Below are 23,164 nucleotides of genomic sequence, written 5' to 3'. Positions count from 1 at the left end.
CAACACTGCCAACGAGGATCATCTGCCTCCGCTGGTCAAGCGGAGACGGTGGCTGTCAGCACAAACGCAGGTGGCATAACCGGACATGTTGGGTGTGCGGTTTTCTTGACTATTCCAATAAGGTCGCCGAGGATATAGACGGTATCCTTTCCTGTGATCTTGCGGTTCCAGTTTTCGATGAGGGTTTCGTCCATCTCCTCGATACTGGAAAAGGGGCGGTTGCATAGGCGGATGCAGTTTTCGTGACCGAGATGCAGGTCAGAGGTAAAGAAGATCATGGGGTTTCACCCTCCTTCTTCATCCTGGGAACTGGGATTGGCTGCCATCGGCAGTATTTTGCAAGTTCATCCTGACGCTCCCGAGGCAGGTTCATAAAATCGACAATGCTCTCTCCCGGAAACCTGTCGTGGCAGTAGGCGGGAAAGACTCCCTCCGGCACGATGCCGATGGACTCCGCTCCGGTCAGGCGGGCCTTCAGTTCCTCTGCGTTTCGGATGCATACGGGAATGCCTGCCCGATAAAGCGCCAGGAAGAAACGGACCGCCTCAATCGTCCGGGTCTCCGCAAGACCGGCCACCACCAGATAGTAGCCATGCGCATCTTGGTGTACGATGCAGTCGATGTGGGTGCTGTTGCCGCCCCGGCATACCTCCCAGGGGTGACCGGTGCGGGGACGCTCCTTCAGCCACCGTGCAAAAGCTTCGGGGGAATCTCCGTCCAGCTTGGACAGTCCCTCGTCCCGCCCATCGGCGTGGAGAGCGTACTGCTCTTTTTCCGATTTCTCCGTTCCGGTGTAACCCATAGCCTGATAGCCCAGAGCACAGAAGTGATAGAATTCGTTTGCGGTCACGGATGGGAGCCGCTTGTTATTTCCCAAAGGATGCCCCACCGCCAAGGTGAGAAACTCCTCCACCTCCTGCTGGGAGAAGTCCTGGAAGAACTCCTCCTTCCACTGTGGGAATACCCTCCACAGATCCCGGCGCAGGATGGTTCCGGTTCGATGCCAGATGGGCAGCTCCCGCTCCACCAGTTCCTGATAAGAGCCGGTCTCCACCATCTGAACGGCGTTCCGTACCGCCTCCTCCAGCCAAGCGGTGAATTTGGAGATGTCGTTGGGGAAGGCGCGCTCTTTGCGGCTGTCCACCTCCAGCACATGGCGATGGCCCAGGAATACCGCCCGGTATCCGATCTCCTGATCCTCGCCGGCGGCAAAGTGGAACCACGCTGCCTCCTCCGGGAACTCGGAATGCCACCAGGTTTCAAACTCCTCAAAGCTCTCCACCTGGCCGTCCGCCCGCAGCTCCTCAAAGCTGCCGAAGTCTTCGATGGTACCTCGCTCCGCACGGAGACATAGTTCCCAGCTTGTGTTCTCCGCGCCTGGCTCCAGCCGGTGGAGAAGGCGGAAGATCCGGTCGATGGCCGCATAGGATGTCTCGTCATAGGTGAAGGAGCAGTTGATGTTTCGGTATTCCACCCGACCCAGCCAGTTGATGTAGTGCTTGATCTCCGGCGCTTTCATGTTTTCACCTCCTCAGTATCCGTGTCCCCATCCTCCGTTTCCTCAAACTGGAGCCGGAAGAGGGCAGCGTGCTCTCCCACAAGAGCGGGGTATTTGTAATAGACATGGCGGCAGAGGGTTTTGTACAGTTCAAGGAGCCTCGGATCATCTCCGAAGTCCACAAGCCCGTCCATGATTCGCTCGATCTCCCGCTCCTCGGTGATCCTGCCGTTCAACACCTGTTCTACCAAACGGCTGTATTGCTGATATGCGGCGTCCATTAGGCGGGAAATGTTCTGGACGATTTCACGGATTGCGGCAAAGCACGCCTCCCGCTCCTTGGCCTCCGGTCTTTCTTCCTCCGTCATAATGTTTCCCCTCCCGTCAAGAGCTGCGGCGCAGCCTCCACGCTGTGGAAGAGGAAGTGCATCCGGTCGATATGCTTGTCAATATGCCAGTGTCCACAGAACCAGTGGTCGTATTTGAGTTTCCGCTCGATCTCCTCCAACCATTTCTCGGTAGAGTCGTCCACGGTACTCTGGTCGATCATCGGAAGAAAGACCTCGCGCGGCTCATACGGATAGGGACAGGTGTGGGAGAGGACGGTATCTACCTGCCACCCGCAGGCGTCCAGCGTCTGGATAACCTTGTCCTTGATCTCCTGGGAAGGCTGTTCGTCCGGCCACCAGCCGTACCCTCTGGCCAGCCGGTAGAATTTGTCCACGCTGTAAGCTCCGCCGATGACCAAGTGTCGGAGACCTTCCAGATCAAAGATCTCACCATCCATAGCAAACAGCAGGCGGGGAAAGGCTTCCTCTACCCAGACTGTCCCGCCGTTCCACTGCTTCGTCCGATAGGAAGAGATGCTGGCCGGCCGGATCTCATGGTTGCCGTGGATGCAGAGCATCGTCGGCTTTACGGCGGTAAGAACTTTCTTCATCTCTGTGTCTCGCCGGTTTCGGTAGTAGTTCGCTCCTACATCTCCAAGCAGAACCAGAGTATCCTGCTCTGTCAGCTTCTTGCTGTCGCAAAACTGTATGACCTCATAGGGGTCTCCGTGGATATCACCCGTGTAATAGATCATTGGTCATTCCACCTTTCTTTTCTCATTATACCAACTCGGAAGCCCCATATCCGGGACTTTCCAAAAACATATCCACCGTTCCAAAAATATATCCAGCTTTACTGGCATAGATCGGCCGGCAGTCAATGCTCGTGACTTCCGGTTGATTGCTTTCTCAGGTTCAGACGGTAAAATCAAAGTTATCTGGTTTACCGTATCTGCCGTGATGCTCTTTCAAGGAAGCTTTCAGCGATTTTATAACATCCAGGAGAATCAGCATCTCATAGGTGCTGCAATCCGAAAGGAGCAGGGCGATTTCTTCGCTGGCGCACCGTTCAGTGCTGGTGACTTGCTCCATCAAAAGCCGGTCGGGAGATACGCCCAACGCATTGGCGATAAGCACAAAGGTGTCAAGGCTCATGCTCTTGATCCCGCTCTCTATGTAGCTGATGTAAGATGGCGTTTTATCTACCAGTTCAGAGAGCATCGCTTGCGAAAGGTGGTTGCGCTGGCGGACTTCACGGATGTGTTTTCCAATGACTTTGTAGTTCAGGCTCATAATAAGACCTCCAAAAAAATTTTGCAGTCTTATTATAGTGTTTAGATTATATCATCAACTCGGCCTTATATCAATTTCACCTCAGGTTGATATACTCTTAGAAATAGATAATCTGGAGAATATATTTGAGGGGGGAAGCCGATGACGGAACATGATTTGACCGAGAGCCAGCTGATCGGCTCCCGTATTCGAGATGCGCGGATCAATCGCCGGATGAGCCAGGCCGATCTTGCTGCGAAGGCCAATATCTCGCTGCCGCATATCAGCAATATCGAAAAAGGCAAGACGAGCATGAAGTTGGAAACCTTTATCCGAATCATCGAAGCCCTGCAAGTGTCTGCTGATTCCCTTCTTCGGCCCGATGTGCCGGAGGTGAGAAGTCTATACCAGAGCGAGTTTGACGAGCTGCTGGCCGACTGCTCTCCCAAGGAGCTGGATTCCATCCTGAAGATTGTTCGTGAGTTGAAATCCACTATGGCCAGACGGGATGACAATACCTGAAAATTTGCGAGCTGGAATTGCCGGCTCGCTTCTTTTTTTCTCATCTATCGACCAGAAGTCAAGGTGTTGACTTCTGGTCGATTTTGTTATTAGTCTGCAGATTATATAATGGCCTGGAAGAGAAATAACACAGGGGGAGCAAATATGTCAGATCTGACCGTTCAAAATAGAGAGTCAGAGCAGGAGGTTATGCCCTCATTTGATTTCCTGCTGGAGAGGGAAACGGAACGAAACACCCTTTTAGCGGAACATCGTGCCTGGTTAAAGGAAATCAAGCGGGAACGCCCGCTTCCCAAAACACATTACCGTGTGGCGGTATACATCCGCTACTTCAACCAGACCCGCTATGAGGACTATCTCTCAGCTCATAAAAAGCAATTTCTTGATACACTGGCTCTCTGCCCAAACTGGAAGTTTGTCGGTTTCTATGTGGACGAGGGCAGCACTGCGCCCAATATGGAGAACGCCCCGGAGTGGTCAAGGCTCCTTCAAGACTGCTACGAGGAAAAGGTCGATCTGATCGTTACCCAGAAAGCAAGCAATATCTCGAAGAAGCTCTCCGAGCTTTCTTTCTGTACGCGCCTTTTGGCAGCACTCTCAAAGCCAGTGGGCGTTTACTTCGTTTCGGAGGATATTTATACGCTGGCTTCCTATTACCAAGAGGATCTACACGACCCCTACTTTTTGCCAGATCCCGGTTGGAAGATACTTCCTGATGACAAACCCCGGAGGGAAATGCTGCATGATTGACAAGTCCACACGCAAACAGCTTGCGGAACGGAAAGAACGGGTCCGCCGGCGTATCAACACAAAAGTTGACCCGGAGAACTATGAATTCATTCCGGCCAAAAAGCCCATCGACTATTACGACAATGATATAAGGCAGCGGATCGCCGTGTATGCCCGTGTCTCCACAGACAATGTCCAGCAGACTTCCTCCTATGAGCTGCAAAAGAAATACTATGAAGATTTTGTTGTGCATCATCCCAACTGGACATTGGTCAAAATCTATGCGGATGAGGGCATCAGCGGGACTTCTCTGGCTCATCGGGACGAGTTCAACAGCATGATCGCCGATTGCCGTAGCGGGAAAATCGATATGATCATTACCAAAAGCGTGTCTCGCTTTGCCCGGAATGTGGTGGACTGTATCAGCATGGTGCGAATGCTTGCGGAGCTGCCCAGTCCTGTCGGGGTGTTCTTTGAGAGCGAATGTATCTTCTCCCTCAAAGACGATTCCCAGATGGCGCTTTCGTTTCAGGCCACCATGGCTCAGGAGGAGTCTCACATCCGCAGCCGGAGCATGGAAACCTCCTTGCGGATGCGGCTGGACGGAGGTCTGCCATTGACGCCCAAACTGCTGGGGTATTCTCACGACGCAGATGGAAACCTGGTCGTCAACCCGGATGAAGCCCCCACGGTAAAACTCATCTTCTATATGTATCTGTACGGATATTCCACCTCCGACATTGCGGCGGCGCTCACCGAGCTGGGCCGAAAAACTTATCTGGGGAATGTCAAGTGGACATCCAACTCCATTGTCCAGGTCCTTCGCAATGAGCGGCATTGCGGGGATGTACTGACCCGGAAGACCTTCACCCCCAACTATCTGAACCACAAGGCCAGAAAAAATCGGGGGGACAGACCCCAGAGCCTTTACCGGAACCACCACGAGGGCATCGTTTCCAGAGATGATTTCATTGCGGTTCAGCATCTTCTGAACAACTCCAAGTATGGCAACCGTTCCATCCTCCCGGAGCTGCGGGTGATCGACAGCGGCCTGCTCAGGGGGTTCGTGACCATCAATCCCCGCTGGGCTGGATTTAAGCCGGCGGATTATTACCAAGCGTCCGCCAGTATCCATCCACCCGATGAGCAGCAGGCGGATGCATCCCTGCCCTCGAGCATCACATTGGTTCCGGGAGATTTTGATATGAGAGGCTTTGAAATCGCCCGCAGTGAATTCTTTGATAATTATCACCGTCCCTATGTACTGTTTCAAGATAAGAAGATCAAGTTCAGCACCACATGTGTTCGGTCTTTTGGGAAAGACAACCATGTGGAGCTGCTGGTCAACCCTGTGGAGATGAAGTTCGCCGTCCGTACAGCGGCGAAAAGCAGCCGCAACGCAGTCGTGTTTTCCAAGCTGTCAGACGGAAAGTATCAGCCCAGGGATATCGCCGGTGCGGCCTATGTAGAAACGCTTTTTCAGTTATTCGGCTGGAGTCCGGATTTAAAATACCGGATCGCCGGAGCGCTGTTTCAAACCGAAACTGAATCTGCGTATATTTTTGATGTCAATGATGCGGAAGCGTTTATTAAATCGTACCTGCTTTCCGGTTCAAAAAGCACGGAACAGGCAAAGGAGCCTGTACAGCCCCTTTCTGTCTCCGGCAAACGGGTGCGGGCAGTCCCGGAGGAGTGGATCGGCTCTTTTGGCAAGCAATATTACCTCCACCAACAGTCTTTCCCGCCCGTCTGCGATCAGAGTGAGGAAGACTGGAAAATTCGCATGGAGGGCCAGTTGTATGAAACCGGACAGAAACTCCGCGTGACAGGATTTGACGTGCTGCGTGACTATATCTGTCAGGAACTCGGTCAGCGCGGGAAGGAGGAATCCTAAATGTTTGAAGAAAGTCGGGAAAATACCGGCAGCGTAATCGCCGGAATGCTTCGTTCCCTGGAGGACGGGCATTTGGATATTGTTCCGTCTGCTGAATTAGAAAAAGCGGAACCGGCAGCTTCTCCCGCAAACAGCAGTAGTGATGAGGTTCTGGAGATGGCCGGTGACTTTAACTACGATGGCTACCAGGTGGTACGCCGTGAGTTCTTCGCCCATATTAATGAGCCGTCTGTAACTTTCAACAATTACAAATTTTATGTAAATACCGCCTGCCTGAACCGCTTCCCACAAGTTGATTATGTGCAGGTACTGGTCAATCAGGAGAGCAGGATCTTGGCGATCCGTCCCTGTCGGGCGGAAGATCGGGATGCCTGCGCCTGGTGCACCAACGGCTCCGGCAGACGCAAACCGAAACAGATCACCTGCAAGATTTTTTTCGCCAAAGTGTTTTCACTGATGGGCTGGAATCTGGACTATCGATATAAGCTCCTCGGGCGGATAATCCATGCCAGGGATGAGTGGCTCATCGCATTTGATCTCACAGCGACCGAAGTGTATCAGCGGGTGCAAAAAGACGGCCAGAAGCCCAAGTCTTCTCGAACTCCCGTGTTTCCGGAGGGCTGGAAGATGCAGTTTGGACTCCCGTTCCGGGAACACCAGAAATCTATGCAGGTAGACATTTTTGAAGGATATGCTGTATATGGGTTGCGCGATAACATCGCTCCTGCTGCATCAGAGCAGTCAGACGAGGCTGCCTCTGATACTGGTAGTAAGTCCGTTTTGGGAGGACAAGGACATGAATCATGAAAATCAATTGCAGGCTTACTTAACGCTGGACCCTGCGCGAAACCGGATTCGAATCCACAGGCAAACGATTCGTCTCTTGAAGAATCCTGCGTATGTGCAATTCCTGGTAAACCCTGAAGAACTGTATATCGCCGTTCTCGGATCGGACAAACCTATTTCAGGCGGGACCGCAAACAAGGTTCGGATGTCAAGTACATCCCAGCAGTCTATAGAATTCTATAGTACGATCCTTATCAAAAACTTTTCCAAACTGCTGGGTGGCTTTGACCTGAGATTTAATTACCAGCTGACCGGTGAGATCGATCAAGTCAACCGGGTCGCATATTTTTCCCTCAAAACCGTCAAACAGCTGGAACGCAGGAGGCTACATGACAGCGAAAGCATTTAGGCAGCTTAACATCGATCCGGAATTCAAAAACTTGATTCGTCCACTTCGCCGGGAGGAATACCGGCAGCTGGAGCTGAATCTGGTCGTGGAAGGATGCTGGGAAGATATCATCGCATGGAATGATACCATCATCGACGGTCATAATCGCTATGAAATATGCAATAAAATGCGCATTCCTTATGGAGTCAAGGAGCTGGATTTTCCAAGCAGAGATGCTGCCATCGCCTGGATCTGTGCGAACCAACTCGGACGACGCAACATCTCAGAAGAAACCAGGAAATATCTGATTGGGAAACAATATGAAGTGGAAAAGAAAGTACAGCGAAATAGGAATGGCTATAATCAGTACCGTCCGAACCCCAACATTGCTGTGGGGAGAGGCCGCCCAATAGATGAAGAGAGCGGCCGGCGAACAGCAGCCCGGCTGGGAAGGAAGTATCATGTGTCCGGCGCAACCGTACAGAAATATGCGAAATACAGTGCAGCATTAGATACCATTGAACAAAATGCTCCTGAGCTTGTTCCGCACATTCTTTCCGGGGCATATAAGATTTCTTTCGAAAATATCGTTGCTCTATCAGAAATGGAACCCGAAGAATTGAAAGCACTTAGTAAAAAAATCGGAAAAAATCCCTATGCTTTCGCTCGTTACAGTGAATCGAGACGATGCCTTTATTCCGATGCTTCTGCCAAGCCCGGCACAGCGGCGGCAGAGCAGCCGGCAATCAAGACGATGCCCGCCTATGACCCGGATGCGGAAGTTGCTGGACTTACTCTTACGATCCCCTCCTGGATGAGCTCCATCGACCGGACAAAGTCCATGGCACATTTGGAAGCGATCTCACCTGCTGCCAGACAAAACCTCTTGGCGGCGTTGACTGAATTAGAAGGAAAAATCCAGGAAATGCTCAATGCAATTGAGGGGGAATCCTAATGGAAGATTATAGTATGTTTGTTCCCAATGTTCACTTCGAACAGATTCCCATCAAGAACCTCGTATCCAATCAGGAGTACCAGAGGAATATTTCCGAACAGCATGTGCTGAATGCTGCGGCACACTTTGATCTGTATCAGATCAACCCTGTGAAGGTGAGCCGTCGAAATGGGGTCAACTATGTCTTCAATGGCCAGCACACGGTGGAGATCGTCGCCCTGGCCTCTGGCTCTCGTGAAACGCCAGTCTGGTGCATGATATACGATGATCTGAACTACGAGCACGAGGCAGATATCTTCGCCAACCAGATGAAGTTTGTCAAACCGCTCCGTCCCTATGAAGTGTTTATGGCAAATGTGGAAGCCGGGAATCAGGAACAGCTTATGATCAAAGATCTGGTAGAGTCTTATTCTCTTTCCATTGGCCAGGTCAGAAACTATGGCGTTGTCTGTGCTGTCTCCACGCTCGAAAATATATATGAGCGGTTTGGTTACCACGTACTTGATCGAACACTCAGACTCTGCGTAGGCACCTGGGAGGGCGATATGAATTCGCTGTCTGCCAATATGCTCAACGGAATCGCCAGATTGGTCTACACGTTCGGCGATGCCCTGAAAGATGAGACCTTTAAGGAAAAAGTGGGGGAAATGTCGGTCAAGTTGCTTTCGAGAACAGCCAAGGAACGACGCCCCGGTTCTATGGGCTATGCTGAGGCGATGCTTCTGGCCTATAACCGCAAATGCAAATATCCGCTCAAATGGACCAGGCTCTACGAGAAGAATGTGGGGAACAATGAAGGACTGGACATTGATACGGATATGGACGAGGATGAGGGCGGGGACTCTTTTGAGGGAGTCGCCAAAGAATAAGCAAACGGACGGTTCCACCAGGAATCGTCCGTTTGTGATCTTATCATGGAAGGGAAAAGGCCGGGCGCATATACTCTATCGCTCCTCGGCTGAGACCATACTGCCCGGCCAACTGTTCCCAGTGTCCGGATACTGTTTTGCAGACCTCCTCTGCAGCCTGTTCCGCTTCCTGCGGGGCAAGGCCGAAATAATCGGCTACTTCCAGAGCCAGTTCCAAGTCAATGGTGTTATCATACTCACTCACATTGAGGGAAAGCCGGTCCCCCGAGGGGACTGGGTTCACATCATAGAGAGGGGCCAGCCGCCAGCCGGTGGGTGTCAGAAGAAAACCATGGTTGCGCAGGTGGTCGTCAGTATTGGATACCGCCATGCTGAACACGATCCGCTTCCACAGCTCGGCCAGATCCTGCCGGGGTGATGCCCCGTTGGCCCGGATGAACGCCGCCAGATCCAGATAGCTGCTTCCGTCCGCTGCAGAGGCTCCATCGATCTTGCCCAGCAGGGTCATGGCGGAGGCGAAGTGGATGCGGCGGCTGCCATTTCGGTCAAATCGCTTGACGAGAAAGGTGCTGCCGGTCTTGGAGAATGTCTCCAATTTGGATTCCGGAACATCCAGCCCACAGAGCCGTGCCAGGTCATGGACGACCTTCTCCCATGCGCCACTGTTATATTCATCATGCTTGGAGGGGAACTTGGCGATCCACAAGGCGCCATCTGTGGCCTGCACCGTAGCTTTGGGTCTTGCACCGCCCAAGGAGGAGCCAGGGGCCAGAAGCTCACGCAGCCATTTTTCATTCAGGCCGCTCTCATCGTTCTCGAAAGCGATAGAGGCGTTTTCCAGCGTCCGAAGGTTTACCCAAGGAGGCGTCGCAAACGCTTTATCGTTCGAAAGAAATTCGCCCCCTTCTTCCAAGCTGAACCGAAGTGCCCCCATGCGGGATTCATCGTAGACCCCCAACAGGAAGTCGCTCTCGGTGAGCTTACGGGGCTTGCGGTCCTCTTTGCGGGCGTCGATGGCCTCCTTGCGCTTCATCAGCAGACGCCCCCAGCGATCCGGACAGGAGTCGGAAAACAGGCCAAAGAGCTGCTTGTTCAGCGGCACATACTGCCGCCCGCGGTAGAGGGCCAGATCCGGGTCCAGAGAGAAGGAACTCTCGGCGGATGACAGCCAGGCTGGATCATACTCAAAGGAAAAGGTTTCCTGTCCGCGGACGAAGCCGCAGCGCAGCCGCCCCAGCAGGGTGGGTGCCTCTCCACGCCAATTTTCATATACATAGATGGTCTTTTCGTCCTGCGCCATGGGCTACTCTCCTTTCTTGGGCGCCCGCCGTCTGGTGGGCAGCGCCAGATCTTGCAGTTTCCTGCCGAATTCATCATCTTTTGCAATAAGCAGCAGGTCGCTGTCCATATTGTTTAATGCGTGCAACACAGCGGCATAGGAGCCGATGGATACCGTAGGGGTGCCTTTCTCAATGGATATAAGAGTGGCTCGGCTGATCCCGGCACGCTCTGCTACCAATTCCAGGCTCAACTTCCTGCGCAGGCGGGCCAGGCGGATCTGCTCACCCATCTGTGCCAGGATCTCCCGTGTTTGCGGCATGATGACCGCAGCTTTTTTTGCCATGCACAATCGCCTCCTAACATAAATTATACTATGTTATTTCGGCAATTATGTCAATTATATTTGAAGTTATCAACTTTCTTTTTCCGGGCGTTCTTCGATGAGATACCCTCCTCTGAAGATAATGTCCAGTCTCCCGTCGGGATACACCTTCACACACTCAATCATTTGGTGGACGATGGTATCGTCGTACTCCATCTTTTTGGATGCTCGGTCGGCGATGATCTGCTGTAGTTGAAGGATTCGGCTGTCATTCACCTGGTCGGAAGCAAGTGCTTCTTCGAGTTTCTGAATCCGTCCTTGCAGGAGCTCAATGGTATCGGAAAGTTCCTTGAATTCAGCTTCGTGACTCTCGATACCCTCCCCGCTCTCTACACTCTCATTGATAAGAGATACCATTTTCCGATTCAGCCCATCTATTTTCCGCCGAAGCAGGTCGATCTCATCTGTGCCTCCGGTTAGACCGATTGCTTCACCAATGGTTGCCCGCATGAGTGCCATATAAGTGGACTCGTCTTCCTCGTTGAATCGGTTGATTGCCCGAACAATAGCGGCGTGGAGGGCGGTCTCATCTACCGTGAGCGAGGTTTTGCAGTAGCGCTTTCCATAGTCTAAGCGGCTGATGCAGCGCCAGACAACTCGCTTTTTCCCTCGGGATGTCCAGGTCACGCGCTTATATCGACTTCCGCATTCGGCGCAGATCATCACATTGGATAGTGCGTACCGGGAGTATTTTCCGGTGGCTGTGGTAGCCGTTTTGGTGGAATTTGGCTCCCGGCTCATCCGCCTGGCGAGTTCTTTCTGCGTTTTGTGAAAGAGCTCTCGGCTGATGATGCCAACATGGCTATTCTGTACATAGTACATGGGTGCCTCACCTGTGTTTTTGCGGCGAACCTTGCCAATACAGTCAATTGTGACCGTCTTTTGAAGGATGCTGTCCCCACAGTATCGTTCATTCCGGAGAATACCCTTAATCATGCTCGCAGAGAAGGAGAATCGTTTTCCTGGTATCTGGAGATTTTCTTCTCTGAGTTTGGTTGAGATCCGGTTGATGGTTTCACCTGACAGGTACATATTGAAGATCCTCTCCACGATGGATGCCTCCTCCGGGACGATCTCTGGTTCTCCGTCTGCACCCTTGCGGTATCCCAGAAGGAACTTATAGTTGAATATGGGCTTGCCCTCCTGAAACCGCTTACGAAAAGTCCAGGTGACATTCTTGCTGATGCTTTCGGATTCAGACTGTGCGAACCCTGCGTAGATGACCAGATAGAGTTCGCTGTCGATTTGCAGTGTGTCTATATTTTGCTCCTCGAAGTAGATGCCAATCCCTCTTGCCCTGAGCATTCGGACATGGTCCAGGCAGTCCACTGTATTACGGGCGAAGCGGGAAACGGATTTCGTGATGATATAGTCGATTTTCCCAGACAAGCAGTCGTTGATCATCTTCTGGAACTGGGGGCGCTTATCTGCACGTGTCCCGGAGATGCCCTCATCCGCATAGAGTCCGGCGAACTCCCATTCGGGCTTAGCGGCAATCATCTCGGTATATACCTTTTTCTGGTTGGTATAGGATGTGAGCTGCTCCTCGCTGTCGGTGGATACCCGGCAGTAGGCAGCAACCCGCCGCTGATGATACTGCTCCCTGTTGACGATCAGAGAGCGTTTTGGCTCAATAAGCGATATTGTTTTCTTGGGTAGATGAAGCAGTATATGAGCTATAAAAGCTGTCGCATACGGTGGATCGGTCAGATTCCTTCTGAGTGGAAAGTCAGCAAAGTAAAATATCTTGCATTAGATAATACCTCAATTTTTATGGATGGTGACTGGATTAATAGTGACATTATCGAGAGTGAAGGAATTAGATATTTGACAACAGGCAATGTTGGTGCCGGTGAATATAAAGAACAAGGTGACAGCTTTATTTCTGAGGAATCATTTTCAAGACTAAATTGTTTAACAGTACTACCAGGCGATGTTTTGATTTCGAGACTTAACGAACCAATTGCACGTGCCTGTATTGTACCCGATACATATGATAAATATGTTGTTGCTGTAGATAACGTTGTCTTGCGCCCTGACATTGAATGGAACAAGCAATATCTCGTTTACTGCATGAATACCTCACGTTAGGAAATCTCATAGCGTGTACCGGCGCGAAGTGCCTCGGCCACCTCGTCTGTGACATCTATATATTCGTCGTGTAAATACCATGGGTAGAAAACCCTCAAATTAATTGTTGTCAAAGCAGTTCCTCCCCATTGATGAAAAAAAGACGGCAGGGCAGATACCTGTTTGGGTATCCGCACTGTCGTCTTGCGCTCTCGCGGTTTCTTGTTTTGTTCATTTTTCATGCTGGGGGTGGGGGAGAACTCCGTACATGATTTACTTCCAGTGTTCCATCTTGTGCAATGCTTATAATTGTCTTGCAATTTTTCTTGCTGATTACAATATGCGTCCTGTCCTCAGATATATCGCATACCCGTTTCTGATCCAGATTTCTGACTTCGACCATCATTATTTTTGCCTCCTTTTTTGTGATAGTCAAAGCATATCATTCTACTCGTTTAGAAAAAATTACAGAAACATATTATAAAGCTAAAAAAGAAGTATAGTTTTCGTATAGTTCTATTGCTCAGAACCATTAGTAATGGTATAATCAAACTGACAAGGAGGGTGGGATTATCTATGGGAGAAGATAAAAAAGGGTCTGTTCGGAAAAATCCCCTAACAGATAGCGAAGTGCGTTTGTTTCGCGCTAATTACGAATTTATGTGGAGAGAATTGGGAAGTTCTCCTTATGCTGTTCTGCATAGCAAAGATCTGGCATACACAGTAAAAAATATCCCAATACAAGGATGGAGGGAGCTTCCGTCCTACGCTATTTGTTTTGCGTGTTTTCGGGAAGATTACACGCCGACCCTAAATGTAGTCTATAAAATTGTGAGTTTTTTTAATGCGAATTTCAGCCCTTCAATATCTCCTTGGCAGTTTTTGAATGAGGATTTATCAAAAAATGCTAATGTTCGCTATAAAGGTACTTCAAAATATGACTCGCGTTTCATAGGCACTTACAACTGTTTCTATATTTCCTCCAATACCGACGCAACACCCGCTGCCGCTCTCCTGAAAGTTTACTTGAGAGATAATGTTTTGAAGGCGAGTTTGGTTACAGGAATTCATTCGGATGAAGATTTTCAAGAAAATGCGTTGAGAGAGCTTTTCCGGAAAGATACTTTGACCAAAAAAGACTTTGATGAATTTCACGCGTCCCGCGCTCCCGGTAATAAACGCTACTATTACTTTGAAGGAAATGCGGAAGTCACGGCAAGCTCCGTACTGATTGTGTTTCGCAATTTTGAAGAAGATGACGCAAGAAAACTCGTGTTTACGCTTAACACCAAAAGATTTCCGGCCAGTCGAAAAGATCCATATCATGGAGGACTTGCATTTGCCATGACGACCTCTGACAATCCGTTCGATACCCGTTTTTATCAAATGGGGCTGATTAACAGTAAGCATGGCGCATATTCTTTGCAGGATGAAAAAATAGCAAAGTTGCTAAAACTCCGATCTACTGGAAAGGATATTCGGCTGACAGCCAAGGCCGATGACGCATGGTATAAATTGGCCCTCGATCTGATGAACTAACATCAGAAAGACTGGGACAAAAAATGGGAGCGGACAGTTCATGGACTGTTCGCTCCCATTTAATGTATGCGGGGAGGTCGGAACTTTTGCGAAGTTCCGGCGCTTTGTAAAGGTTCCACAGGGCTTCTTTTGCCAGCTTTTGCGTGTCTGCATCATCCGTTTGGGCAGCGGCTTTTTATGACGGTTCATCTTGACCATTGACAGTCACGACTGTTCATCCACTTCCACCAACTGCAAAGTGACTGTAAAGCTATCATCGCGCCAATCCGAAGGCCCTTCGATGGAAGTATAATCGTGGGTGAAGGAATATATTTCGCCAATTTTCAAAGAAAATTCCTTCCAACCGTTATGGAAGCCATACCCATGACCTAAATCAGCGAGGCCTTTGATCCCAATGACCTGCCGGCCCGTTTCATCATACATATATTCCAAAAATCGAACCTCACCGCTATCCCGGTGCTGCTCTCCATGGGCAAGGAGCACCTCTACGTGTGGGATAAACAGCCCGGCATGCTCCACGAGGACGAGGCCGCCTTCCGCCTCCAGGCCCTGTGCCAGAACGAGCACATGCACGCCACTCCCGTGAAGGAGGGCAAGATCGAGCTCATCGCCGATATCGACGGCCTGTTCCGGGTGGACGTGGCACGCCTCAACGCCCTCAACGGGGAGGACGAGATCATGATCGCCACCCGCCACACCAACACCGCCGTCCACCAGGGGGACAAGCTGGCCGCCTACGGCATTGAGGTGACGGAGCACTGCCTCCCCGGCGACGACAGGACCGCCATCACCGCCGCCGCCCTGGACTACAAGGCCAGGGAGGTGGGCCTGATCCTGTGTACCGGCGGCATGAGCGTGGACCCGGACGACAAGACCCCCAGGGCCAACAGGGACACCGGCGCGGAGATCGTGTCCTACGGAGCCCTGGTGCTCCCCCGCATCACCGCCGGGGTGCGGGTCAGCCGGGCCGACCTGAAGGCTCTGGGCCCCGGCGGGCTGTGCCTGGGCTGTCCCCAGTGCCGCTACCCCGTCTGCCCCTTTGGTAAATCGTAAAACCGGAAACAGAGAGGTGCGAGCATGAAAACCGTTGCTGTACTTATGGCCGGAGGAAAATCAAGCCGCATGGGCAGCGACAAGGCGCTCATGTCCATCGGCAGCCGCCCTCTGGTCTCCATTCTGGCGGAGCGATGGCAAGGGGTATTTGACGCGCTGGCCCTTTCCGTAGATCATACGAAACGCTTTGCACACTTGGGGCTGGATGGTATTCAGATGGTGGAGGACGCCCGCCCCGGCGGAGGGCCTATGGCCGGGCTAGAGACCATTATGGGTGCCATCCCAGCCGACCGGTATTTTCTGATTGCGGTGGATCTGCCGTTTTCCTCCCCAAGCCTGGCTCATGTCATCTGCAAAGAAATTGGAAACTCTGACGTGTGTCTCATCCGGCGCCGGAACGGGAGGCTTGAACCGCTCTTCGCGCTATATTCCCGCCGGTGCTTTCCGCACATCGCGGCGTCTCTTGGCCGGGGAGAACGCTCCTTTCAGCACGGGCTGTTCCCCCATATCTCTGTTCGGGAAATCACGGAGGACCGCGGAGAGTGTGGTCTATGAAAAAGCACCTTTACATGAACGGACCTGTTGCAAAATGAACATGCTGCACAAAATCCCGTCATTCTGAGGAAACGGCCGCCCGGTGGGCGGCCGTTTTTCGTGGGAATCTGCCTTTCTTACAGGAATGTGGATTGTCACGCCAGTGTGCGCGCTGGCTCACAATGACAGGCCTGTTGCAAAATGTCAATTTTGCAACAGGCCCTATTTATGGACTCATTTTGCAGCGGGTCCCTGGTCCTGTATTCTGCTTTCCGTTGCCGGCTCTCTTGGCAGCCAACGCAGCATGGCTTACTTGCTGTAGTCGTAGAAGCCGATGCCGGTCTTGCGGCCCAGCTTGCCGGCGCGGACCATCTTCCGCAGCAGCAGGGAAGCGCGGTACTTGGGATCGTGGGTCTCGTTGTACAGGGTGTCCATGATGGCCAGGCACACGTCCAGGCCCACCAGATCGCCCAGAGCCAGGGGGCCCATGGGGTGGTTGGCGCCCAGCTTCATAGCGGTGTCCACGCCCTCAACGCTGGCCACACCGGTGTACACCAGATCGATGCCCTCGTTGATCATGGGGATCAGGATCTTGTTGACCACGAAGCCGGGGGCCTCGTTGACCTCGACAGGCTCCTTGCCGATCTCCACGGACAGGTCGCGGATGGTGTTGAAGGTCTCGTCGGAGGTGTGAGCGCCCCGGATAACCTCCACCAGCTTCATGACGGTGGCGGGGTTGAAGAAGTGCATACCGATGAACTTGTCGGCCCGCTTGGTGGCGGCGGCAATGGCGGTGATGGAGATGGAAGAGGTGTTGGAGGCCAGGATGGTCTCGCTCTTGCAGATGCTGTCCAGCTCGGCAAAAATGCTCTTCTTGATGTCTAGGTTCTCGATGGCGGCCTCGATGACCAGGTCAGCGTCGGCGGCGGCGGCCAGATCGGTGGTGAAGCTCATGTGGGCCAGGATGTCGGCCTTCTTGGCCTCGTCCATCTTGCCCTTGGCCACCAGCTTGTCCAGGCCCTTGTTCAGGCGGGCCTCGGAGGCCTTGATGATGTCGTCGTTGATATCGCGGACGACCACGTCAAAGTCCTTCTTGGCAAAAACCTGAGCGATGTCCAGGCCCATGGTGCCGCCGCCGATCACAACAATCTTTTTCATAAAAACACTCCTTATTGTAAGGATTTATGTCCCATTATGCTGAGTCGCAAATAAAACATCTATTTCTTTTCCGCCGGAGCGCCTGTCCAAGTCACTGCACATCTCAGAAACTGTACCCATTTCTTTTTTGGTGGGAAACGGTCCTAACCCAATCCCCTGACTAACCATGTGCTCTGTCCGGCCAGTAGGTAAGCGCTGAAGCCGGGGTGCGCCCGGACAGCTCCCCCGGGCGCACCCGAACGTGATTCTCTCCGACTTGCAGAGGATGCTCCTCCTGGGCTGTGGACCTCCTCCATCTCAGGATACTGTGAGTGCCGCTACAGTATGATATATCGTCCGCTCTTGGTTTTTGGAGCCTTTGGGACATGCTCCGGATAACCCAGGGTAATCAGTGCAGCCAGCTCTCCCTGCTCAGGGGCGAACGCAGTACGCAGCTCTTCTGCCAGACCAGCTTCCAGCGGAGCGGTAAGCCAGCAGCTTCCGAGGCCTTCATTCCATGCCGCAAGCAACAGGTTTTCAATGGCCGCCGCCACACTCTGCAAAATGGTGGACTGGCTTCTGCCATGGGTATCCCCACCTGTCTGGAAGGCTAGGATGCAGACAGGCGCCCCTCCCAGCAGCTGGACAAAGCGTTTTGTCTCCAGCACCACCTGGGGATGGTTGGGAAAGCGCTGGGTCAGCTCCGCATCCAGGCGCTGGGGAGCCGGGCGCATTACCTCCAGAAGCCGGGCCATGGGCTCGGCGCTTTGAATTACGACAAAGTACCAAGGCTGCAGATTTAAAGCAGAGGGCGCAGCACAGGCCGCCGACAGGATATTGTTCAGTACGTTCTCCGGGATGGGCGCCGATTGATAATTGCGCACACTGCGGCGGGTCATAATCGCCTGTCTGCAATCCATATTCCACACTCCTTATTCGGGTTTTGGCCAGTATACAATAGACCTCCCGGGAAATAAGCCCCGTGTCCAACAGGCGGTGCCAAAGCGCTCAACCTCCGGCGCGCTTTCGTATTCTCACTTGGTAGCACTCCAACAGGGACGATAACCATCTGCCTGGAGAAGAAAGGATAATATGTTTTCTTTACTGGTACGAATGGCATGGGGGGAACACATGGAGAAAAAACGACATACCACCGCATCCGGTGAAGATTATTTGGAGGCTAAGCGAACTTCCGCAAGACTGCTGGATAAGGTTGTAGGAACGGCCTGAAAAAAGTTTCCCTCATTTCTTCTCGCAAGGGAAAAATGAGGGAAAAGGGCCAAACCAAGGTGACGAAAACGCTGGAAACACCAGTGTTTTCAAGGGGTATAGAAATTTTAACTGAGAAAATGGAATTTCTCGACACGCCTTATTTTTGAAAATGGCAGAAAAGTAATAAAAAACACCTGATTCTCGTGGAATCAGGTGTTTTTTCTGGTTGCGGGGGGAGGATTTGAACCTCCGACCTCCGGGTTATGAGCCCGACGAGCTACCAAACTGCTCTACCCCGCGATATGGTGCCGGAGACCGGGGTCGAACCGGCACGGGATTACTCCCACGGGATTTTAAGTCCCGGGCGTCTGCCAATTCCGCCACTCCGGCGTGGAGGGCTCCAGTCTCGCGTTTTCTGAGTGCCTAAATAGAATACCACAGAGGGGATGGTATGTCAACCCTTGATTTAAAAAATAAAGAGAAAAAATTGACTGCTGGATAAAAAGCAAAAAAACAAAAGAGACACGCTTTTGCGTGTCTCTTTTGGTACGGCTGAAGGGATTCGAACCCCCGACCTTTTGGTTCGTAGCCAAACACTCTATCCAACTGAGCTACAGCCGCATATCAACTGAGGTGTTTCTCTCTCTCGCTGACAGCTTAATTATACTAGCACAGCTTTAGACAGAATGCAAGACTTTTTTAAAAAATTTTCAAAAAATTTCAGAGGGCCTATTTATGCCCCTCTTCCGCGATAATGCGCTCCAGACAGCCCATCAGATCTGCCATGGTTTCCAGCCGCACCCCCATGTTGAGAATATGCTCCCGAAGGTGGGGCGGCATGGAGTCAAACTGGGGCCGGATTGCCGGATCGATATACGCCATTCTATCACCTCCTGCCAGTTAGTCTGCATAGCTAGTATAGCCGGCAGGAGAAAAAAGGATACAGCGGGCATCAAAAAACGCGCCTCCGAAACAGAGACGCGGAAATTTTGGTCTGTCCCCACCGCAGGGAGCGATTGCCACCCTGCGGTGGGACAGTGGGTAGTGCGTTGAAAAGAGAGAGAGAAGAGAGGAGGAGTAATGTCATTGTTATCTCTGGTATCCTGACAATCTCTATGATACCAGATTCCGCACCGAAGTGGTGAACCGTTTCGGAACTTATTGTGAACGAATTATGAACGCATGAGTATGTTACAGCAGTGTGATAAATTGGCTGTTGGCCCAGCCCACCATGCCGTCCAGACGGACCACATACCAGTCCTCCCATTGGTTGAGGATGGTAAGGCGGGTACCGTCGTAGGCCCTGGCCAGCACAGCGGCGGTGGTGGAGGGTTTATCGCGGATGTTCAGATAGCCCCAGGAGACGTCCACAACGGCGGGACGGGGGGACTGAGGCTCCAGGAAGGGCAAACCAAAATACTCCGTCAGGGAGAGGACGATATTGCGGGCAATGGCGTCCAGGTTGTTCTGCACCCAGGCGGCGTCGTCCGGGTTATCGTGATAGCCCAGTTCCGGGAACACCGAGGGGGCACGCACCCGCCGTACCTCGCCGATGGAGGTGGTAGACTCGGCCCGAACCTTATTGGGCAGGGGATAGATGGTTTTCAGGCCATTGGCAATGAGCTGGGCGGCCCGCTTACCCTCTGTGGAGCTGGGATAATAGAAAACCACGATACCCCGGGCCTGACCGTATTGCTCTTCTGGTGCGGCGTTGGAGTGGAGAGCCAGGTGGAGATCGTAGTTCCCGGCGTTGGAGGCCCGGATAGAGGACAGGGCGGTCATGTCCGGGGTGTTGCGGGAAAAACGGATACCGGCAGCGGTGAGGTAGGGTTCCATAGCGTCTGCCAGACGATTCATCCACTCCTCTTCCGTGCCGCCGTTGACGTACAGGTTGTTCTCCTGGGTGGAGGGGGAGAGGTAGATAATAGGCATAAAAATAACCTCCTTTTCCCCATGCTATGCGGGAGAAGGGAGGCCTGCGCACCAGAAACAGTCCCCGGTGCGCAAAACGCACCGGGGACGGCGAAAGGATGTATGTAAATAACTCAGTCCACCTTAGGACCGGCGGCTACCAGAGCCTTGCCGGCGTCGTTGGTGGTGTACTTGGCGAAGTTCTTCACAAAGCGGGCGGCCAGATCCTTGGCCTTGGTGTCCCACTCAGTGGGATCGGCGTAGGTGTTGCGGGGGTCCAGAATGTTGGTATCCACGCCGGGCAGGGCGGTGGGGACAGCCAGATTGAAGTAGGGGATGGTCTTGGTCTCCGCCTTCAGAATGGAGCCGTCCAGGATGGCGTCAATGATACCACGGGTATCCTTGATGGAGATCCGCTTGCCGGTGCCGTTCCAGCCGGTGTTCACCAGGTAGGCCTTGGCGCCCGACTTGGCCATCTTCTTCACCAGCTCCTCGCCGTACTTGGTGGGATGGAGCTCCAGGAAGGCCTGGCCGAAGCAGGCGGAGAAGGTGGGGGTGGGCTCGGTGATGCCGCGCTCGGTGCCGGCCAGCTTGGAGGTGAAGCCGGACAGGAAGTAGTACTCGGTCTGCTCCGGGGTCAGGATGGACACAGGAGGCAGCACGCCGAAGGCGTCGGCGGACAGGAAGATCACGTTCTTGGCGTCGGGACCGGCGGATACGGGCCGGACGATCTTCTCAATGTGGTCAATGGGATAGGAGACACGGGTGTTCTCGGTGACGGAGTCGTCATTGAAGTCACAGTGGCCGTTCTCGTCCACGGTGACGTTCTCCAGCAGAGCGTTGCGCTTAATGGCATTGTAGATATCGGGCTCGGACTCCTTATCCAGGTTGATGACCTTGGCGTAGCAGCCGCCCTCGAAGTTGAAAATGCCGTTATCATCCCAGCCATGCTCGTCGTCGCCGATGAGCAGGCGCTTGGGATCGGTGGACAGGGTGGTCTTGCCGGTGCCGGACAGGCCGAAGAACAGGGCGGTGTTCTCGCCATTCATGTCGGTGTTGGCGGAGCAGTGCATGGAGGCCATACCCTTCAGGGGCAGGAAGTAGTTCATCATGGAGAACATACCCTTCTTCATCTCGCCGCCGTACCAGGTATTCAGAATAACCTGCTCTCGGGAGGTGAGATTGAAGATGGCAGCAGTCTCGGAGTTGAGACCCAGTTCCTTGTAGTTTTCCACCTTGGCCTTGGAGGCATTGTAGGAGATAAAGTCGGGCTGGAAGTGTTCCAGCTCCTCCTCGGTGGGCTGGATGAACATATTTTTCACAAAGTGAGCCTGCCAGGCCACTTCCATGATGAAGCGGATGGCCATACGGGTATCAGCGTTGGCGCCGCAGAACACGTCCATGACGTACAGCTTCTTATTGGACAGCTCCTGAATGGCCAACTGCTTGCAGGTATCCCAAGCCTGCTGGGAAGCGGGCTTGTTGTCGTTCTTGAATTCATCGGAGGTCCACCACACGGTGTCTCTGGAGGTGTCGTCCATAACGATGAACTTATCTTTAGGGGAACGGCCGGTATAGATGCCGGTCATGACGTTAACGGCGCCCAGATCCGTGACCTGGCCCTTATCATAGCCCTCCAGCTCAGGCCTGGTCTCTTCCTGGAACAGGACCTCATAGGAGGGGTTGTGGAGGATCTCGGTGACGCCGGTGATGCCGTATTGATTCAAATCAATGTTTGCCATAATGCATGACCTCTTTCCCGTATTGATCTCTCTGGGGCTCCGGCGGGGCGGACAAGCCCCGGAAGTTACAAATCCCATGGGATAATCATACACAGATTTGGGCATAATGTCAATTCCCCTGTGCCAGGCGATTTTGCAATTTTCTTTCCCGGCAGTTTCAATCTGCCTTTTGAAGTACCAGGAACTTCAAGCTCCAAGCGCCCGAAGCGCACGGGCCAAAAGGGCAAACTCTTGGATGCCCAGCCGCTCGCCGCGGACCCCCTCAGGCAGTCCGGCGTCGGCAATGGCCTGCCGCAGCTGATCCTTGCTCAACCGGTCGCCGAAAGCGGCGGACAGACCGTTGAGCAGGGTCTTGCGGCGCTGGGCAAAGGAGGCGCGCACGACCCGGAAGAAGAAGCCGTCCTCAACCAGGGTCTGTACCGGCTCAGACCGGGGCACCATGCGGATTACCGCCGAGGTCACCTTGGGGGCAGGCAGAAAGCACTCCGGAGGCACTTCAAAGAGATACTCCGGCTGGGTGTAGTACTGGCAGAACAGGGAGAAAGCGCCGTAATCCGCCGTACCGGGATCGGCGCAGATCCGTTTGGCCACTTCCCGCTGGATCATTACCGTGATGGAGGCAAAGCAGCCTGCCTCAATGAGGGCGGTAATGACGGGGGTGGTAATGTTGTAGGGCAGGTTGGCACAGGCCACCGGGGTGAGGCCGGGAAACTGTTCCGCGGCCAGGGCGGCCAGATCCAGTTTCATGGCGTCCCCGGGGATGACAGTCACATTGTCAAAGGGAGAGAGGGTCTCCGCCAGAATGGGCAGCAGGTCCCGGTCCAGCTCAATGGCAGCTACCCTGCCTGCCCGGCGGGCCAGCTGAACGGTGAGAGGACCGATGCCCGGTCCGATCTCCAGCGCGCCGCAGGTCTCGTCGGCGCCAGAGGCGTCGGCAATGTCCTGGGGCACCCAGCCCTGAATGAGAAAATTCTGGCCCATGCTTTTGGAAAAACGAAAGCCGTGGCGGCCCAACAGGGCCTTGATGTCATTGCTGTTGCAGAGATCCATAATCCACCTCG

The 23,164-nt window shown here is 53.0% G+C and carries 26 protein-coding genes, 3 tRNA genes and 1 pseudogene; 11 read left to right on the top strand and 19 right to left on the bottom strand.

Annotated features, from left to right (window positions below; all coding sequences use genetic code 11):
* Nucleotides 1-35: 35 nt before the first annotated feature.
* From B5G06_RS10770 to B5G06_RS10750, 5 genes are all read right to left on the bottom strand, one after another.
* Nucleotides 36-278 carry a hypothetical protein gene (locus tag B5G06_RS10770; RefSeq protein WP_087189072.1) on the bottom strand — a complete coding sequence of 81 codons (243 nt, stop codon included), beginning with the start codon at nt 276-278 and terminating at the stop codon, nt 36-38.
* Entirely contained in the window at nt 275-1,519 is a 1,245-nt protein-coding gene (locus B5G06_RS10765) for a hypothetical protein (protein ID WP_087189071.1), read from the bottom strand. Before B5G06_RS10765 ends, B5G06_RS10770 begins: the two co-directional genes overlap by 4 nt.
* The gene (locus tag B5G06_RS10760) at nt 1,516-1,866 is read right to left on the bottom strand and encodes a hypothetical protein (protein WP_087189070.1); all 351 of its coding nucleotides are present in this window, start codon (nt 1,864-1,866) and stop codon (nt 1,516-1,518) included. The genes B5G06_RS10765 and B5G06_RS10760 overlap by 4 nt, the downstream gene beginning before the upstream one ends.
* Nucleotides 1,863-2,582, bottom strand: a complete 720-nt coding sequence (locus B5G06_RS10755) for a metallophosphoesterase (RefSeq protein ID WP_087189069.1) — start codon at nt 2,580-2,582, stop codon at nt 1,863-1,865. The genes B5G06_RS10760 and B5G06_RS10755 overlap by 4 nt, the downstream gene beginning before the upstream one ends.
* Before the next feature lie 160 nt (nt 2,583-2,742).
* Entirely contained in the window at nt 2,743-3,120 is a 378-nt protein-coding gene (locus B5G06_RS10750) for a helix-turn-helix domain-containing protein (protein WP_087189068.1), read from the bottom strand.
* A 141-nt stretch (nt 3,121-3,261) separates the two neighbouring features.
* Here B5G06_RS10750 and B5G06_RS10745 point away from each other — a divergent pair, with 141 nt between their 5' ends.
* The 7 genes from B5G06_RS10745 to B5G06_RS10715 all read left to right on the top strand — a co-directional run bounded on the left by B5G06_RS10745 (nt 3,262) and on the right by B5G06_RS10715 (nt 9,242).
* Complete coding sequence (locus B5G06_RS10745) at nt 3,262-3,621, top strand: helix-turn-helix domain-containing protein (protein WP_071430658.1); 360 nt, start codon at nt 3,262-3,264, stop codon at nt 3,619-3,621.
* 144 nt (nt 3,622-3,765) lie between these two features.
* Nucleotides 3,766-4,371 (top strand): recombinase family protein, encoded by a 606-nt coding sequence (locus tag B5G06_RS10740; RefSeq protein ID WP_087189067.1) that lies wholly within the window; start codon nt 3,766-3,768, stop codon nt 4,369-4,371.
* The gene (locus tag B5G06_RS10735) at nt 4,364-6,244 is read left to right on the top strand and encodes a recombinase family protein (protein WP_087189066.1); all 1,881 of its coding nucleotides are present in this window, start codon (nt 4,364-4,366) and stop codon (nt 6,242-6,244) included. The genes B5G06_RS10740 and B5G06_RS10735 overlap by 8 nt, the downstream gene beginning before the upstream one ends.
* Entirely contained in the window at nt 6,245-7,051 is an 807-nt protein-coding gene (locus tag B5G06_RS10730; RefSeq protein ID WP_204220812.1) for a hypothetical protein, read from the top strand.
* Nucleotides 7,041-7,439: a hypothetical protein gene (locus B5G06_RS10725; RefSeq protein WP_087189065.1), complete on the top strand. Its 399-nt coding sequence runs from the start codon at nt 7,041-7,043 to the stop codon at nt 7,437-7,439. The genes B5G06_RS10730 and B5G06_RS10725 overlap by 11 nt, the downstream gene beginning before the upstream one ends.
* Nucleotides 7,420-8,373: a hypothetical protein gene (locus tag B5G06_RS10720; RefSeq protein ID WP_087189064.1), complete on the top strand. Its 954-nt coding sequence runs from the start codon at nt 7,420-7,422 to the stop codon at nt 8,371-8,373. The genes B5G06_RS10725 and B5G06_RS10720 overlap by 20 nt, the downstream gene beginning before the upstream one ends.
* Nucleotides 8,373-9,242 carry a DUF6551 family protein gene (locus B5G06_RS10715; RefSeq protein WP_087189063.1) on the top strand — a complete coding sequence of 290 codons (870 nt, stop codon included), beginning with the start codon at nt 8,373-8,375 and terminating at the stop codon, nt 9,240-9,242. Before B5G06_RS10720 ends, B5G06_RS10715 begins: the two co-directional genes overlap by 1 nt.
* Nucleotides 9,243-9,285: 43 nt before the next feature.
* Here B5G06_RS10715 and B5G06_RS10710 read toward each other — a convergent pair whose 3' ends face one another.
* From B5G06_RS10710 to B5G06_RS10700, 3 genes are all read right to left on the bottom strand, one after another.
* The gene (locus B5G06_RS10710; RefSeq protein ID WP_087189062.1) at nt 9,286-10,542 is read right to left on the bottom strand and encodes a type II toxin-antitoxin system HipA family toxin; all 1,257 of its coding nucleotides are present in this window, start codon (nt 10,540-10,542) and stop codon (nt 9,286-9,288) included.
* Between the two features lie 3 nt (nt 10,543-10,545).
* Entirely contained in the window at nt 10,546-10,866 is a 321-nt protein-coding gene (locus tag B5G06_RS10705; protein ID WP_071430674.1) for a helix-turn-helix domain-containing protein, read from the bottom strand.
* Nucleotides 10,867-10,935: 69 nt separating this feature from the next.
* Nucleotides 10,936-12,519: a recombinase family protein gene (locus B5G06_RS10700; RefSeq protein WP_242955461.1), complete on the bottom strand. Its 1,584-nt coding sequence runs from the start codon at nt 12,517-12,519 to the stop codon at nt 10,936-10,938.
* A gap of 57 nt (nt 12,520-12,576) precedes the next feature.
* On the opposite strand from B5G06_RS10700, the gene B5G06_RS13885 reads away from it, so the two are divergent.
* Entirely contained in the window at nt 12,577-12,996 is a 420-nt protein-coding gene (locus B5G06_RS13885) for a hypothetical protein (RefSeq protein ID WP_143382737.1), read from the top strand.
* 20 nt (nt 12,997-13,016) lie between these two features.
* Here the strand turns inward: B5G06_RS13885 and B5G06_RS14425 are convergent.
* Nucleotides 13,017-13,109 (bottom strand): annotated as a pseudogene (locus tag B5G06_RS14425) (sigma-70 family RNA polymerase sigma factor); the annotation flags it as partial.
* Nucleotides 13,110-13,551: 442 nt separating this feature from the next.
* Here B5G06_RS14425 and B5G06_RS10690 point away from each other — a divergent pair.
* Nucleotides 13,552-14,514 carry a hypothetical protein gene (locus tag B5G06_RS10690; RefSeq protein WP_087189060.1) on the top strand — a complete coding sequence of 321 codons (963 nt, stop codon included), beginning with the start codon at nt 13,552-13,554 and terminating at the stop codon, nt 14,512-14,514.
* 204 nt (nt 14,515-14,718) lie between these two features.
* Here B5G06_RS10690 and B5G06_RS10685 read toward each other — a convergent pair whose 3' ends face one another.
* On the bottom strand, nt 14,719-14,946 hold the full coding sequence (locus B5G06_RS10685) for a hypothetical protein (protein WP_087189059.1): 228 nt from the start codon (nt 14,944-14,946) through the stop codon (nt 14,719-14,721).
* A gap of 57 nt (nt 14,947-15,003) precedes the next feature.
* Between B5G06_RS10685 and B5G06_RS10680 the strand changes: the two genes are divergently transcribed.
* Both B5G06_RS10680 and B5G06_RS10675 read left to right on the top strand, forming a co-directional pair.
* Nucleotides 15,004-15,567 carry a molybdopterin-binding protein gene (locus B5G06_RS10680; protein WP_242955460.1) on the top strand — a complete coding sequence of 188 codons (564 nt, stop codon included), beginning with the start codon at nt 15,004-15,006 and terminating at the stop codon, nt 15,565-15,567.
* A 24-nt stretch (nt 15,568-15,591) separates the two neighbouring features.
* A complete protein-coding gene (locus B5G06_RS10675; protein ID WP_087189057.1) occupies nt 15,592-16,122 on the top strand; it encodes a molybdenum cofactor guanylyltransferase in 531 nt (176 codons plus the stop codon).
* Nucleotides 16,123-16,410: 288 nt separating this feature from the next.
* Here the strand turns inward: B5G06_RS10675 and B5G06_RS10670 are convergent, their stop codons facing one another.
* The 9 genes from B5G06_RS10670 to rsmA all read right to left on the bottom strand — a co-directional run bounded on the left by B5G06_RS10670 (nt 16,411) and on the right by rsmA (nt 23,153).
* The gene (locus tag B5G06_RS10670) at nt 16,411-17,259 is read right to left on the bottom strand and encodes a 3-hydroxybutyryl-CoA dehydrogenase (protein WP_087189056.1); all 849 of its coding nucleotides are present in this window, start codon (nt 17,257-17,259) and stop codon (nt 16,411-16,413) included.
* A gap of 317 nt (nt 17,260-17,576) precedes the next feature.
* Nucleotides 17,577-18,158, bottom strand: a complete 582-nt coding sequence (locus B5G06_RS10665) for a nitroreductase family protein (protein ID WP_087189055.1) — start codon at nt 18,156-18,158, stop codon at nt 17,577-17,579.
* Between the two features lie 515 nt (nt 18,159-18,673).
* A tRNA-Met gene (locus tag B5G06_RS10660) sits at nt 18,674-18,750 on the bottom strand.
* A 3-nt stretch (nt 18,751-18,753) separates the two neighbouring features.
* Nucleotides 18,754-18,840 (bottom strand) — tRNA-Leu (locus tag B5G06_RS10655).
* A 154-nt stretch (nt 18,841-18,994) separates the two neighbouring features.
* Nucleotides 18,995-19,071, bottom strand: a tRNA-Arg gene (locus B5G06_RS10650).
* Nucleotides 19,072-19,179: 108 nt separating this feature from the next.
* Nucleotides 19,180-19,332: a hypothetical protein gene (locus B5G06_RS14060; protein ID WP_158094697.1), complete on the bottom strand. Its 153-nt coding sequence runs from the start codon at nt 19,330-19,332 to the stop codon at nt 19,180-19,182.
* A 309-nt stretch (nt 19,333-19,641) separates the two neighbouring features.
* Complete coding sequence (locus B5G06_RS10645) at nt 19,642-20,382, bottom strand: N-acetylmuramoyl-L-alanine amidase (protein WP_087189054.1); 741 nt, start codon at nt 20,380-20,382, stop codon at nt 19,642-19,644.
* A gap of 113 nt (nt 20,383-20,495) precedes the next feature.
* On the bottom strand, nt 20,496-22,103 hold the full coding sequence (pckA, locus tag B5G06_RS10640) for a phosphoenolpyruvate carboxykinase (ATP) (protein WP_087189053.1): 1,608 nt from the start codon (nt 22,101-22,103) through the stop codon (nt 20,496-20,498).
* Nucleotides 22,104-22,289: 186 nt separating this feature from the next.
* A complete protein-coding gene (gene rsmA, locus B5G06_RS10635) occupies nt 22,290-23,153 on the bottom strand; it encodes a 16S rRNA (adenine(1518)-N(6)/adenine(1519)-N(6))-dimethyltransferase RsmA (protein WP_087189052.1) in 864 nt (287 codons plus the stop codon).
* Nucleotides 23,154-23,164: the final 11 nt, after the last annotated feature.

It is taken from the genome of Flavonifractor sp. An52, assembly GCF_002159385.1.
Classification (GTDB): domain Bacteria; phylum Bacillota; class Clostridia; order Oscillospirales; family Oscillospiraceae; genus Flavonifractor; species Flavonifractor avicola.
The sequence above is the reverse complement of the archived record's forward strand: the minus strand, read 5'-3'. Positions and strand labels throughout refer to the sequence as shown.